Annotated in this window: 9 protein-coding genes; 4 read left to right on the top strand and 5 right to left on the bottom strand. The window is 50.0% G+C overall.

Features of this window, described 5'->3' with window-relative positions; all coding sequences use genetic code 11:
* Positions 1 to 121 precede the first annotated feature (121 nt).
* Entirely contained in the window at positions 122 to 832 is a 711-nt protein-coding gene (locus tag JMI88_RS17120; protein WP_201363150.1) for a hypothetical protein, read from the top strand.
* A 199-nt stretch (positions 833 to 1,031) separates the two neighbouring features.
* On the opposite strand, the gene JMI88_RS17115 is transcribed toward JMI88_RS17120, so the two are convergent.
* Complete coding sequence (locus tag JMI88_RS17115; protein WP_201363149.1) at positions 1,032 to 1,568, bottom strand: PadR family transcriptional regulator; 537 nt, start codon at positions 1,566 to 1,568, stop codon at positions 1,032 to 1,034.
* A gap of 268 nt (positions 1,569 to 1,836) precedes the next feature.
* On the opposite strand from JMI88_RS17115, the gene JMI88_RS17110 reads away from it, so the two are divergent.
* Positions 1,837 to 3,276: a helix-turn-helix transcriptional regulator gene (locus JMI88_RS17110; protein WP_201363148.1), complete on the top strand. Its 1,440-nt coding sequence runs from the start codon at positions 1,837 to 1,839 to the stop codon at positions 3,274 to 3,276.
* A gap of 55 nt (positions 3,277 to 3,331) precedes the next feature.
* On the opposite strand, the gene JMI88_RS17105 is transcribed toward JMI88_RS17110, so the two are convergent.
* Positions 3,332 to 4,519 carry a glucosaminidase domain-containing protein gene (locus tag JMI88_RS17105; RefSeq protein WP_201363147.1) on the bottom strand — a complete coding sequence of 396 codons (1,188 nt, stop codon included), beginning with the start codon at positions 4,517 to 4,519 and terminating at the stop codon, positions 3,332 to 3,334.
* 789 nt (positions 4,520 to 5,308) lie between these two features.
* Between JMI88_RS17105 and JMI88_RS17100 the strand changes: the two genes are divergently transcribed.
* Together JMI88_RS17100 and gyrB are read left to right on the top strand one after the other, a co-directional pair.
* Positions 5,309 to 5,899, top strand: a complete 591-nt coding sequence (locus tag JMI88_RS17100) for a zinc ribbon domain-containing protein (protein WP_201363146.1) — start codon at positions 5,309 to 5,311, stop codon at positions 5,897 to 5,899.
* Positions 5,900 to 6,616: 717 nt separating this feature from the next.
* On the top strand, positions 6,617 to 8,617 hold the full coding sequence (gene gyrB / locus JMI88_RS17095; protein WP_201363145.1) for a DNA topoisomerase (ATP-hydrolyzing) subunit B: 2,001 nt from the start codon (positions 6,617 to 6,619) through the stop codon (positions 8,615 to 8,617).
* 155 nt (positions 8,618 to 8,772) lie between these two features.
* Here gyrB and JMI88_RS17090 read toward each other — a convergent pair whose 3' ends face one another.
* From JMI88_RS17090 to JMI88_RS17080, 3 genes are all read right to left on the bottom strand, one after another.
* Positions 8,773 to 10,998 (bottom strand): hypothetical protein, encoded by a 2,226-nt coding sequence (locus tag JMI88_RS17090; RefSeq protein WP_201363144.1) that lies wholly within the window; start codon positions 10,996 to 10,998, stop codon positions 8,773 to 8,775.
* A gap of 53 nt (positions 10,999 to 11,051) precedes the next feature.
* Positions 11,052 to 11,966, bottom strand: a complete 915-nt coding sequence (locus tag JMI88_RS17085) for an AfsR/SARP family transcriptional regulator (RefSeq protein WP_201363143.1) — start codon at positions 11,964 to 11,966, stop codon at positions 11,052 to 11,054.
* Positions 11,967 to 12,183: 217 nt separating this feature from the next.
* Positions 12,184 to 14,754, bottom strand: coding sequence for a metallophosphoesterase family protein (locus JMI88_RS17080; RefSeq protein ID WP_201363142.1), 2,571 nt, complete (start codon positions 14,752 to 14,754; stop codon positions 12,184 to 12,186).
* Between the last annotated feature and the right edge of the window lie 37 nt (positions 14,755 to 14,791).

The raw sequence follows: 14,791 nt of genomic DNA, 5'->3' as shown, positions 1-14,791 counted from the left end.
AGTTTCACTATATTTTCTCTCTACTTGCATTCACGTTTATTGCTTGATATACTGTTCGTACAACTTGTCTCTATTGCAGAGATACTAATTTTATATCTGGTTAGGAGTAAATACGTCCTCCATGGCTACTACGCGTCGTTCTTCTCGTTCCTGTGCCCTTTCGCCTGCCCCTCCCCCAGTTCAGACGGAACCTGTCATTCATGGTGATCTGGATGTGTTAAAGCATTGGTTGATGCATTATTGGGATAAATTAGACCTTGCCCGGTCTGAATTACAGGTTCTGGCCCTTACCCAGGATCGTCAGGAATATATGCGTTGGACTGGAAAGCGGCTAAATACGATGGCGCTTGGATGCTATTGTTATATTCCTGCTTCTGCACTTTCGTCACGTGCGCGTACTTCTATGCCAGCTGATGCGTTGTTGCATCGCCACCTGATTTTTATTGAACCTTCTATGCAGGCTCAATCGATAGAGGTGACGGTTGCGCATGAGTTGATCCATCTATCAGATCGTGTTCGGGGCACTCCTCGCCGTCATCGCCATCATGGTTATGATTCGATTGCGACCGATGAGGCAGCGATTACCGGTTATGCCGTTGAAGATTTGCGCGCCCTGTTGCATGAGGAAAGCGTTCGCCGTGAGCGTGTCCGCCGTGAGCGTCGCCCAATTCGCTATATCTATCAATGTCCTGGTTGTGGTAAGCAATATCCCCGCACCCGCCGTTATTCCCAGGCCGTTTCATGCAGCAGCTGCGATAAGGTCTATAATCCCCGTTTTTGCCTGCTGCTGATGTCAGCGCCTGGTGATAATACCTCTCAACTTTCCTCATAAACAAAATATTATGGTGAGTTGTGGGAAATGTGCTGCCAGTATGTTTTCAAACATGCGTTTCGTGCCTCCGGCCCCTGACACTATGCGCCTTCGGCGCTCAAAAGGTCTTTTATACGGTCTTTTATACGTTGGCGCGGGCGCGCATGCGCCCGCCCGCACGGGGGTGCTGACGGACAATACGATGCGCATTCAATGCGCATCAAACACTATTTTTCAGCTCATTGAGCCACTCTAATAATGCTTGAGTTTGATAGATACGGCTGCTTAGCACGACCTGGTCCAGAAATGCGGCGTCTGCAGGCTGCAGCGTTGTCGTTTGTTGTTTAGATTTCAAATGCTGCAGGAAGTTTTGACAGGCTTTAATTTGTTGTTGTATCAGTGTGGTCAACTGCGCAGGCTGTAGTCGCTGCACAAAATAAAGTTTGATCAGAAAAAGGATGCGTATATCGCGTGGTTTTTCGACTGGTTGATTAACCCACTGTAGAAATATATCATGTCCCATGGTTGTCAACTGAAAAATTTTACGCGGGGGTCGCGCACCTTGCGACTCAATTTCAGCTTCAATATAATGGAGCCGTTCCAATTTCTTTAGAAAAGCATACATCTGGCTCATTTCAAGATGAATAATTTGTCCCAGTGTTCCACCTTCAATAAGTTGAAACATTTCATACCCATGCATTGAGCGCGTATTGAGCAGTCCCAGTATCACATATTCGGCAGGTTCACTGATTTGCATCTTCACATTCCTCTGATTGAGCATCTAGAACATCATCATTATAGTGCACCTTCCCAGGTGAAACAATCTTTCAGCTCTAACATTTGTAGAGAACTACAATTAGAAACCAGAAACGTGCTGACTGGAAATATATTTACCTTTTGTACAGTTTATGTTTATGTAACGATATGACAACTACAGAATACTTCTCTCACCCCGAAGTACGTGTGGATGCAAAGGAGAAGTTTTGTTGCAAAGCGGATGGTGACTGCAAAGAGAGGTTTTCACCATGAGTACCTATCCTCATGATCAATTATTACATACGTTAAGCGCGCTATTGATCGAACTGCATGCTCTACAGTTGCTGGTGCGAGCTGACGATTCTCGGGAGGCTTCTCTTGACCTGGAAGCTGTGCGTGCAGGTATTGCTGAGCTGGAATCTTTGGCGTGCGAAGCCCTGACAATTGTGCGTTCTTCGTTTGAAGATGTACCAATCCCTGAATTAGATGGCGTGGTATTGACCGAAGCTCTCTCGCGTGCGGTTGAAGAGACGGCAGAAAGGCTACACCTGGCGAGCCGTATTTCGTTTTCTGGTGGAGATGAGCAGAATCGTCCTGTGGACCAGACGCTTTCCGTTGAGGCTGAGCGTTTACTTTTCCTTGTTGTGCGTGAGGCCCTGTACCAGGTGGCTCAGCACAGCGATGCTCGACGTTTGCGTTTTGCATTCAACTATCGGCAAGAAGATGTGCAGGTGAGTTTAGAGGATGATGGTATTCTTGCTGGCAGTGCTATTTCAAACGAGAGGCATGTGGATCGTGCGGCTGTGGCGCTCCCTTTTGATCAATCTCCATTGGGAAACCAGGCTCTCTGGACGCCGGTTTTGCAGGATTTGCGTTCTCGCGTGGAACAGAGGGGTGGCACATTTGATCTGACTCAGCTAGAGGAGCGTGGAGTACGTTTGCGCGTTAGTCTTCCCTATCAGTCGCAGTCGACGCATCTGGCGATCCCGGAAGGCTCTGCTCGACTTCCTGGCTCCCCTGCGAAGGTTTCTGAGCAGATATTGGTCAGTGAGACTGCTGCTGTGCCTGAGCACGTTACAGTGTTAATTGTAGATGGATTGGCGGTGACCCGGGCCGGGTTACATCGTTTGCTGGAGTCCTATCCTGGTTTGTCTGTTGTGGGTGAGGCGGTAGATGGCGTGCAGGCTGTGAGTGAGACCCTGGAACTGGGTCCTCAGGTTGTGTTGATGGATACTCAGTTGCCTGATGGACAGAGCCTGGAGGCTTTGCGGCAGATTAAGCAGCTGAACCTTGATACCCGTGTCCTTCTACTGGCAACCCAGGATCGCGAGGAGTATCTGTACGAGACGTTGCGGGCCGGGGCGGATGGTTATGTGTTGAAGGATATTGCTCCCGATGAATTGGTTCAGGCTGTACGGACGGTGGCGCGGGGCGAGATGCTGGTTCAATCTCAGCTAGCTGGCCGTTTACTCTCCCGCTTTGGACGCCAGGGACGCGGTAGTGCGCCTTATGAAACGTTGACTGCCCGTGAATTGGAGGTTTTGCGCCTGCTTGTCCGTGGATTGCGCAATAAAGAAATCGCGGCCCGCCTGTTTGTCAGTGAGCGTACTATCAACTTTCACCTGGCCAATATCTACCAAAAGTTAGGCGTCTCTGGCCGCACCGAAGCTCTCAGCAAAGCCATCGAACAAGGATTAGTAACAACGTAAAAATACGGTATGCAGAAGATACTCTGCATACCGTATTTTTACGTTGCTCTTTTCTTTAGGAAACCATGATTACGCCTGAACGCCAGGTATCAATTGCGTGTTTCAGGAAGCTAATATAAGCCTGCTCGTCGTTATTATCGGCGGTGGGCGCATACATAGGGATGATTTTATCTACCGTGTCGCGACCATTCTGTACGATGTAGAGGTTGTGAATCAGTGAGTACCAGGCTTTAAAGCCGTCTTCCCAACTGGCCATCTGGGCGTAGCCGCCACGGTCCTGGTCAACGCAGGCGTGATCTGGAATACAACGCAGGTTGCCCAGCGATAAGGTCGTACGTGCCTCTCCCCGTGTCCCAAAGGTGCTTTCGTGCATGAAAAAGGCGAGGGCAAACGCTGGATCGATATCATATTGCACACCAAGATCGTAGAGGGCCTGGCCTTTGCCCGCGGCCGGTGAGCCATATGCTGCCAGTACCTTATTGATGAAGTCAGGGGTGATGGTGGGCTTGCCCATTACTGCATAGGGGCCGGTGGAATGTTTGATGGTCGGTTTAATCGGGGCCGGCGTCGCCTTTTGCCAGTCCTGGGCCTGTGAACCACCGACCTGGATATTATAGGTTTGCCCGCCGCCGAAGAAGTTTACTGTGTTGACGCGCTGAAACATGCCGGCTGAAATCAATACAAACAGGGAGATAATCGCAAAGATAAAACAGATCAGCCATGGATGCAACCAGGGTTTGTGTTTTTCCAGATGTTTGATGGGTGGCTTGATATCGTGCGTAATGGCGCGCTCAATGTCGACGGTGCGGTTGATTTTGGTGGCAGGTAGTATTCTGGTGTTATTGGCCGTCTTCATACCTTCTAGGACGCGTGTGGCACTCGCGCCCTGCGGATCAGTGGCCAGTATCTGTGTAGCGTTTGGGGTTCTGGCGATCGTCAGATTTTTTGTATTGATTGTGTCGGTGGCATTGCGAGCGATATTGCTGGTTGTTCTAGCTTTGCCGCCTGTCGTTTTAGCGCTATTGATTTTTCCAGTTCTTTGAGTCGGGCGATCGGTTTGTATTGCGGTTCGTGCAGGTGCACTTTCGCGACTGAAGGTGAATGTTTCGGTAAGTGGCATACTGTCAACGTCGGCGTTTTCCCCTGCCGCTGATAAATCCCTGGTTGCGCGTGCTGGAATTGCCGAGCGAACTTCGGTAGGCGCCTGAACTTTGGGCTTTTTGGCGTAGCTCCCACTCGCCATGAACATGACCTCCTTCAATAGATACGAACGTTTGTTCTAATTATAACACATCCGCACAATTCCCCCGCTAAACAGCTTTTATGCAACTTGACGCATAGAAATACAGCTAGCTACAAACTATCATATCACTCTAAAAACGACTAAAGAATAAGAAATTAGTCCTGTTCGCAAGAACTAGATTAGAATTTGCTTTACCATATAAAACGAAAACTTTGTACTTACTATAAAAAAAAGACATTACCTTTTTAATAATAGACAATCTTTGATAGCAGTTGTATATATTGGTTTATCCCTCTGTTTATTCCAATTGATAACCGATAATAAATGATGAAGGTATCCTTCCTACTATGTGTGTGACCTGTCTCTTTTTTCCAGGCTCGTATGTATTATGTATAGTAGAGTAGAGTAGAGTAAAGGTGTCACAACTTCGGTGGGTCTAAGCGTTATTAGTTATTGTGATACCTGTCATCGCTGTAGTGTTTGTGTGCATACTTGCTATCGGCACTGCAACATTTGCCGCCAAACCGAGGTACTCCGTTGGGGTATGTGTCCTGTCGTAAGTGCAGAAAACATGACAAATATCCCTGTAGGGTTGCGGGTACCGGCAAATCATGGCACACTTGCTGAGGAATATTTCAGCACTTCGTATCGCATAGTCCTAGGTTGTCATCATGGGACATTGTAGAACGTTGTAAATTGCAGTGTATGGAATCTAAAAACAAAGTGAGCGCATTAGCTTGTGCTTAAAAAGTTTATTGAAATTTCTATTCTGAAAGGGGCGTTTGTCCTGTGAACTTTTCATTGGTGCTACTGGCGACTAGCCCTAAGGCATCGTCGTCGCCGGATATAGGGGGAACAATCCAAGGTCTGCTTGGCCCTATTATTGGCTGCCTGGTCATGTTCCTGGTGATTTTTTCTCTCAGTTTGATTATCTGGACTTTCCGCGATATTCGTGCTCGTACGCAAGATTTCGTGTCCCAGATCCTGGCTACTGTGCTTGTTGCTCTCTTTAATGTGGGTGGCTTATTTATCTACCTTATCTTGCGTCCTCGCCAGACTTTGGCGGAAATCTATGAGCGCCAATTAGAAGAAGAGTCTCTGTTGGCGGAGATGACTGAGCGCCAGACGTGTACTAATTGTCATGCTCGCGTTGAGTCCGATTTCCAGGTCTGCCCTTCTTGCGGTCAGAAGTTGAAACGTTCTTGCCCCAAATGTGAGCGCTTGCTTGAGTTGCGCTGGACTTATTGTCCTTATTGCGCCAGTAACGTTGGTGGCGCACCAGTGCCAGGAAATATGCCGGGCATTTCGATGCAGGGGGTTCCTCCCAGTTCTTCTGTACAGGGCAATCCCGGTATGCCCGTTAGTGGTAATCGCTATTGATGCGTGGCTGATAATGCTGCTTCAGCCTGGTAAGGTCCTCTCTCCTTTTCTTTCTAGATTTTGAAAGTGGATGAGGACCTGCTGGCTGAAGTTTTCTTTCTGTATTTCCGCTTTTCCCCTCTATATTTGGAACCTCTATATAGTGGCTTGAAATGGCTTGCATCGCCTTTTTATTTGAGCTTGTACGTTCATCCTATCTGCTTTGTTTGTAGGGCAAAATGTGATATAATGGGTTGACGAAATGTGGCATTCGTTACCGCATTTTGGCTAATCTGTCAGAATGATTTTCATATAAGTAGGCAAAGTCTCCGCAAAAAAATTGCTTCTTAGCACGTCTGTATATGCTATTAGTGTGTGCAGTATTTACCGTGTAACCCCATTTGGAGCCAGTTTTGTGTGAGGCAGTTTGTATCCCTGTGAGAGGAAACTTGTCCAGAGCGATGCGATCTTTTGCCCATGCGTTCAGCAATACTGGTGCTTTTTTTCTGCATGCTGAATTGCCGCGAGATCGTGTGGGCTCTCTACCATAGTAGTCCCCCGTTATGAAACGGTTATGTCTGGCACAAATGCTTGTTCTTAATGTATACCATTCAATCGTATGAGCTCAGCCGCGAGTGGGCGGCGTTCACGATTGCTTTTTGATAGTGTGTGGCCCACGCCTCTTTGGCAGGGTTTCTTATTGGAGTGTTTTTGATGGCGAAGACGAGAGAATCGATAATGTCAGAGCAACTCCCTGATGATTATGATAGTGCTCTACTCACTGAACAAAAAAATGCGAGTGGGAATGGTGAGGGGAAAGTGAACGACAACGGCAATGGTAATAATTATAGCGGACAGAATATTCAGATTCTCGAAGGCTTAGAAGCCGTCCGGGTACGTCCTGGTATGTACATCGGCGCTACTGATCAGCGTGGACTGCATCATCTCATTACTGAAGTTGTTGATAATAGTGTTGATGAGGTGATGGCCGGCTATGCCGATACGGTGAGGGTGGTGATCCACGCCGATGAATCTGTGACCATCGAAGACAATGGACGTGGTATCCCTGTTGATGAGCATCATCAGCGTCCCGGTATGTCTACCCTTGAGGTTGTGATGACTGTGTTGCATGCTGGTGGTAAGTTTGGTGGTGGCGGCTATCAGATTAGTAGTGGTTTGCATGGTGTGGGTGTGTCGGTGGTGAATGCGCTCTCTGAGTGGTGTCAGGTCGATGTTAAACACGATGGTTATGTGTATCGCCAGCGCTATGAGAAGGGCGCACCGGTTACGTCTCTGGAAAAGGTTGGGACGACTGATGGCACGGGGACGATTACGACTTTCTTGCCAGATCTTTCTGTGATGGAGACTCGTGATTATAGCTTTGATACTCTGGCCCAGCGTTTCCGTGAGATGGCCTATTTGAACCGTGGGTTGACGATTGCTCTGATTGATGAGCGGACTGATCGTGAGGCGACGTTCTATTTTGAGGGCGGCCTGACCTCTTTTGTGCGCTACCTGAATAAGAACCGCAATACGTTGCAGTCTCGCCCTGTGAGCATTCGGCGTGAGATCGATAATATTAAGGTTGAGGTTGCTCTTCAGTATAACGATAGCTGGTCTCCAACGGAATATTCGTTCGCCAATGGTATCAATACCGTTGATGGCGGTATGCATATTACTGGTTTCCGCAGTGCTTTGACGCGTACCCTCAATGATTATGCGCGTAAGGCTAACCTTCTCAAGGAAAAAGATGGTAATCTGACCGGCGACGATGTGCGCCAGGGTCTGACGGCCGTCGTCAGCGTGAAAATCCCAAATCCTCAGTTCGAAGCCCAGACGAAGTCGAAGCTGAATAACGCCGAGGTTCGTCCTGTGGTTGAGATGGTGACCGCTGAGGTCTTGAATCAATATCTGGAGACAAGCCCCAGTGAGGCCAAGTCGATCATCGATAAGTGTTTGATGTCCGCCAGGGCCCGTGAGGCGGCTCGTGCGGCCCGCGATCTGATCCAGCGTAAGAATGCGCTGGATAACACGTTGCCGGGCAAACTGGCCGACTGTAGCGAGCGGCGCGCTGATCGTTGTGAACTGTATCTGGTTGAGGGTGATTCGGCTGGTGGTTCAGCCAAGCAAGGACGTGACCGCCACTTCCAGGCGATCCTGCCTCTGCGCGGTAAGATCCTGAATGTGGAGCGTGTTGGCCTGGATACGGTGCTGAAGAGCGATGAGATTAAGAACATCATTACCGCCATTGGCGTGGGGATCGATGAGCATTTTAATATGGCTCGCCTGCGCTATGGTCGCATCGTAATTATGTGTGACGCTGACGTTGATGGCGCCCACATTCGTACTCTGCTATTGACCTTCTTCTATCGTCATATGCAGCAATTGATTACCGATGGCCACCTCTATATCGCGCAGCCTCCTCTCTTCCATGTCAAGATGGGCAAGAATGTGCGCTATGTCTATACTCCTGAAGAGCGCGACGAGCTAATCAGCGAGTATAGGGCCGCCCACAATGGCAGAGAGCCCGAGGTTGGACGCTTTAAAGGTCTTGGTGAGATGAACCCTGAAACGCTCTGGGACACCACTATGGACCCTGGGAAGCGTACTATCCTGAAGGTGAATATCGACGAAGCCGTTGAGGCCGATAAGGTCTTTAGCATGCTGATGGGCAGTGAAGTTATGCCCCGCAAACGCTTTATCGAGAGCCACGCTAAGAGCGCCAATCTCGACGTCTAAGCGCACGGATTAGTTAACATATCATATGCAACTTTTTCATTATTCAGTTATGTGGTGATATGATGGGCGGCTGCGGCTGCCCATCATATCACCACATAAAAATCAGCGAGCGCCGCAGGAGCGAAGCTTCAGCGTCCATAACCAAACCTGTTTTGTTATGGACGCTTCTTCTTTTGCCTGGCTCTGTGTTTTTTGTGCGGTATCTGGTAGAGGTATTGCTGATATCCTTCGTCGTCTTCGTCCTCTATGTTGGGGTCATTCCAGCGGTTGTATTGCTGGATCGGTTCTTTTTTGCGCTCCAGATTGCGTGGACAGACCTTGCTTATATTTACTCCGAGGGTCTGTAAAATTTCTTCAATGGGATGGTTGTTGCTTTCTTCGGCAGTGATGGTGCGGCCATAGGCTGTGCCGTATTCTTTGCGTTCTGTGCTGACATGGCCGCGTAGCTGTGCGACTATATTCTCGGGCAGAAATTCCTGGGCGGTACGAAATGGGAGATGGAAGATGTATTTGGCGCTGGTGCTTTCGTAATGGAAGCTGATCAGGCTGAGCCCTTCGGGGTCCAGTTTGCGTAGCTCGTTTTTATCCAGGTCGTCCCAGGTGCTGATGTAACGATAGCGGGTGATGGCGATATCCAGTATGTCGCCAGGGAAGATGAGCAGTTCCTCTAGCTGCTGATAAGCGATGGGCTGACGCGTTTGTTGAGCCTGGGCGATCAGGTTTTGCAGATAGCCCTGTATGGCTGTTTCCGCCTGCTCTTGTTTTAATATGATTGGCAGGTTTTTGTCCTGTTGGGTGAAGTCCTGGCCGGTGATGCGCTGAAAGAGTTGCATGGCTATGTTGCTATACAGGACACTGGGATTGCCGCGTTTTTGCTCCTCCAGGATTTCTAGCAGGAAGTCCGCTGCCATCGTGGCTGCGCTTTCAAGGGCAAAGCTTTTAGGAAAAACGACGCTTCCATCTACATAGCCAGCTGGTAGCATTGTACCGTTCTGATATGCTTGCTTGAGAAACATGGCTTTGATTGTGTAGAGTCCTTGCCGGTCATCATAGTAGAGGCGGTGGGCGGCTTTGGCCCAGTGGTTGAGATGACTGAGTTGGAGTAGAGTGCGCTCGATCTGTTCTGGTAGACAGAGCCATGCCAGGCGCCCGGGTAAGATGTCGATGCTGTCGTAAGACTGGGGTGGATAAACGGGATTGCTGGCTGTTTCCCAGCCTGTTATTAGCTGGCCTGGCGCGTTGTTTGTATTTGCCCCTGACCCTTCTGCCGATATGCTGTAGATCTGCCGGGCTAGTTGGTAGATCTCTTCTCGGAAACAGAGATTGTCGCCGGTGGAACGTAGAAAGAGTCCTGTGTTGAAATTGCAGGGGATGCGCTCGGTGGTGATGCTGGGAAATTCATTGATCCGGGCAATGATGGCGTCATGCACCAGGTAGCTCATGGTGTTGAAGGCAATGTAGGCGTATTCTTCATGGGGGGTGATGGTGAGCAGCGAGTATGTTCCCATGTCGATTTTTGCGGTGACTCCCTGACAGGAGTGGCGGATGGCTGTTCCTGGCAGACTCTTGAAGAGTTCGATGGCGGGCCGAATGCTGGCGTCGCTGTCGTGGGTGGGGGGCGTGCCTTTGTTGGGCTGGTCCAGGGCGTTGATGCGCTGGTATTCGGGATTGGTCAGAATCTCTTCGAGATGCAGGTCGATCCAGCGGAAGAGCTCTCGCGCTATGCGCATGTAACCGCCATCATTGCTGAGCAGGGCTTTTTCTCCTACCACCGATAAAAGGTTGCGTGTGAAGAGGGCGTTGCGTTTCGCCCAGCGTCCTTCGTGCGCGATCGCTTCTATGCGGACGGCTTCATCCAGGGCGAATTCGTGGCAGAAGCGGCGTATGTTTTCATACGTTGCCTCTTCGAAGAAGAAGTCCCGTAGAAAATGCCATTCTCCATAGATATGGCAGTCTTTTTCGATGCTGCTGAGATCAAAATAGTCCCGCTCCAATGTCAGTATCTCTTTTTGTATAAAGCTGGCTTCTAGTTTTTGGAGTGTGCTGTGGATTTTTTTTCGTAACTGCCTGATGCGTTGTTTGACTTTTTCTGGAACTTTTTTTGTGCTAAATGGTTGTAACAGTTGGGCGATCTCTTTTTCGATGCTCTGCTGCTGCGTGTGCTTGACCTCGTCCAGATAAGGGAGTAGCAGGGATTTATGCGGCTCTTTGAGAGCTTTTAAGAGCAATTTTGCGTCTAGCTGGGCCAATGAGAGCGTCTCCAGTGCTAGCTTTTCGCTATACCATAGGGTTAGCTGATTGTCTCCTACTTCAGCCCCGGTGTCGATTTCTGCATAGAACTTATAGTTTCCATAGGCAAGTTTATACATTTCTACGCGCATAATAATACCATCCCACCTTTCACTGCTTCATTATGGAAAATTGTGTTGTTTTGTCAGGCTACTAAGATGATTGTGTGTATATATTGAGGCTGTAGCGTGTGATAAGTCGCGTTGTTTTCGCGTAACCGCATACCCTGTTGTAGCTGCCTGGCGAGCTCCTGGGTGTAGATTCCTGGTTCTTTACCCGTTTCTTGCATGAGCTCTGCTGAGTAGCGGTAGACGTTGAGGGCCTCCTGGCGGCGCCCTTGATGTGCCAGGAGTTGCATCAAGCGACACAGGGCGTCTTCATCTTCGGGGTAGGTTTGTAGAAATGTGTAGAGCAACTCTTCGGCTTTGCCTACTTGCTGATCCTTGCAGTAGATCTCTACAAGATGATAGAGCACGCGCCTCTTGGCGCCCTCAATGGTTTGTCGGCGGCTCTGCGTCCAGAGGCTGTTTGTGTCTTCTTCCAGAAATTCACCTTTGTCCAGCGCGTGGGCCGCTTCTAAATAGTGCAGTGGATCATTTCCTTGTTGCTCTTGACGTAGAGCTGTCTGCGCCAGCTTGATTAATGCATCTGCGTCAATCCATATCCACGCCTGGGCTGCTAAGATCAGGTGCGTCTCTCCGTTCAAGCGCCGGGTGTTTAAGAGGCTGTCTGTGCCTGGTAGATGGAGAATCTGCCGACGTAAGGTTGAAGCTGCCGTGTCAAAGGTGTGGTTGGCGTTGTCGGAGTCACGTGCAGGCCACAACATTCTGGTGATTTCTGCTTTGGTCGCACGACGCCTGGGACTGCAGAGCAGAAATTTGAGTATCGCCAGGGCCGCTTTGCGGTTGCCTAGCTCCTCACTGGAAAGCGCTCGATAGCGCGGTCGCCCTGCCGATGGTGCCACGACACGGGACAGCGTAAAATCGCCCATCGTGGTGACACGCAGAAAAGGATAATCAGGTTTCCCTGATGGTTCAGCCATTTCGATCATTGCTACCATGTGCCCTCTACCTCAACATCACATACACTGCATTTCGCGCCCGCTATTTGCGATCTCATAAGCTATTTGCATCTAAAGCATACCATAAATCTCAGATTACATTGTGAGAAAGTTGTGAGAAAGTTGTGAGGATTTTACAGGAAGGTAGCGCTACTACCTTCCTGTTTATGTTAATTGTTTCCCGAAAGGAAGGAAAATACGGAAAAGTCCTTAAAGTCTATGGCAGCGGCGGCTCGTCGCCGGGGCGCGGCAGCTCCAATGTGTCGGCGTATTCGGCCGCTAGCAATTGTTCTGCATTATCGGGATTGTACCACCATAGCTTCTGTGTGACTTCTTTTTTTTCGTTGTTCCAGTGGAAGCTGATTTCGCTGATGTTGTTATAACCCACAATCAGGTTGCCTGCCTTCCAGCGGCTGAGCCACTGGTTATAGTTGAGGACGGCGTTCATCAATCCGCTGCGTGGCCGTTCCAATTTGCGCTCGATTTTTTCGCTTTGCTCGATGACTTCTTCTAACAGGTTTTCTTTGGCTGAGTTTGCGTTTGGCTCTATTTGAGGTGCTGTGCGGGCTCGTAGTTTGCCCTGGATGCGGCGGTTGAGTATTTGCAGAATGTTGATGCCTCCGAGCGCGGCACGTAGCGGTCGCAATGTGAAACGCGTCAGATTGATGTGTGGGCGGTGTTCGTCCTTGCTCTCCCGTTTCAGGTCGTTGGTCAGGTAGCGTATACGATAGCTGCGACTGGGTGGAATATTGTCAAATGCGCCTTTGACCCATCCCCAGGCGGGCATGACGATTTCGCTGGGAGAGCGCTGGGCTGCTATCAGGCGCGGTACGGACCACCAGAAGCGGAAGAGTTGCTTTCTGATCGTGGCGAGCAGGTAGTTGAGGGTATGGTGGTCGTGTCCGAGAATATCCCAGACGAAGAAGTCTAGCCGGGGCTCTTTTCCTCCGCGTAGTAGTGAGCGTAGACGAGGATAGCCAACGGCCAGCACGGAGATTTGTGCGCCCGAACCTTCGTTGCAGTAAGGGCTGGAGGTGAAGTTAATGAATTTGGCGCTTTGTCTGGTCTGAATATCCCAGTATTCCAGGCTGGACCCAAAGGCGTAGTGTACATCCCCGGATAGGAAGACGACACGCTTGAGGTTGCTCAGGGTGCGTAAAAAGCTCTGGAAGGTCCCCCATTCGAGGGCCCAGGCTTCGCGGTCGAAGGCGTAGTTGTCGGTGACGCGCCAGCGGCTCCAGAATTGCACGGTTTCTACGAAGTCGACACCTATGACGGGCGTGGCTGAGATGATCAGGGTGACTTCAGCATCTTCGCATTCGATCTGTTCTATCTGAGTCCGCATGGCCTCCTCTGAGAGTAGCCCCGGAAAGTCTTTGGGGGTGCAATAGTGGCGCTGGGTGCGCGTATCCATCACGATTAGCTGGTAGTTGGGCCCCTCGTAACTGTAGTGCCAGCGTAAGGCTTGCTCTGAGCGTTGTAGTGAGCCTTTCCCACTGAAGTGGCGGTTGGGCATGCCGATTGTTGTGGCGATGATCTCTGCCTGTTTTGTGTTTTCGTCTCCTCTCCAACTGTCGACGGCTGCCAGTAAGGCAGCACCATTCGGCTCGGCAAATTGTTCTGGCGTGTTTCCCCAGGCCTGGCAGAGGGCATAGGCGAGTAGGCCGTTGCGGATGATGCGCCGTCCCAGCGGCTTTTGTAACACATGCTGACACCAGTTTTCGTCCAAAAACCAGTCGTCGGTGACGTCGTGGTCGTCGCAGATCATGTAGGTGGCGATGTTGGCCAGGGCCCTTCTGACTTTGGGTAGTGTGCTATGGAAGCTTGCTAGTTGTTGCAGTTCTTCTCGATAGTGCGTTTGTTCTTTTTCCTGGCTGACGCTTTCGGCATGTACACCCGGATAGAGCCAGGCCCAGAATGCTTCGACGCTGAGCATTTCTTTGGGCCAGAGTACGTCGGACCAGCTAAATAGATACATAGCGATGTATTCGGCAAAGGAGATTAAGTGGTTATCTGCATGACCCGTAGTAAATCTGGCTTGATTGAGAATAACGTTTTTGCGCATCCTGGGCAAAAATTTATCTGCGGGTAGCTGTGATCCTGGTAGGATCTCTTTCTGGTTTCCTGCCAGCAGGATATGTCCGGCATCTGTCAGTGTGTGTAGCAGGGGCGTGGCGACATCGTCGGCGTAGATCTGATCTCCAGTCATGTAGAGTTGTTGTGGTCGTGCCGTACCGTTCTGCTGGCAGGCATTGGCGATCAGACTATCGACTGCTGATAATGTTTCTTTGCCTGTTCCATGCGGCTTCCGGCAGGAGCCATGGATGATGCGCAGGTCGTGTACATCCTCGGCCGGTACCAGAAAACCTGGCAATGGCTGTCCTGGATAAACAATGCTCTGTAGCGGCTCTGCCTCATTGATATCTGCCGTAAGGATGCCAGGCGTGCCCAGGTGCGCCATTTCCGCTGTTGACTGTTCTTCGTCGCCAAAGTAGAGGTTGTAATAATATAGTTCTCCCCAGGCCAATTTGGTGGCTTCCCTGGATACTCTGGCGGTTACTGCTACCAAGTGTAGATTATCCCCTATACGGATGGTCCTGTGTGTTCCTCGCGCCTGTTCTTGCAGTTGAGCGTGCTCATCTCTAGCATAGATGCATAGGGTTACATTGCGTGCCTCTTTTAGCGCTAACCAGACCGTTACCTGCGTGGATTCTACCCTTCTAACAATAGGCCCGGCTAAAATAAGTGGTAATTGCTCTATGCGTTCTGCTAATGATGCCCAGGACATAAAAATAACTCCCCATGGCTCCTCTTGGAGCCTCTCG

Source organism: Dictyobacter formicarum (genome assembly GCF_016587435.1).
This window is presented reverse-complemented; position numbering and strand designations above follow the sequence as displayed.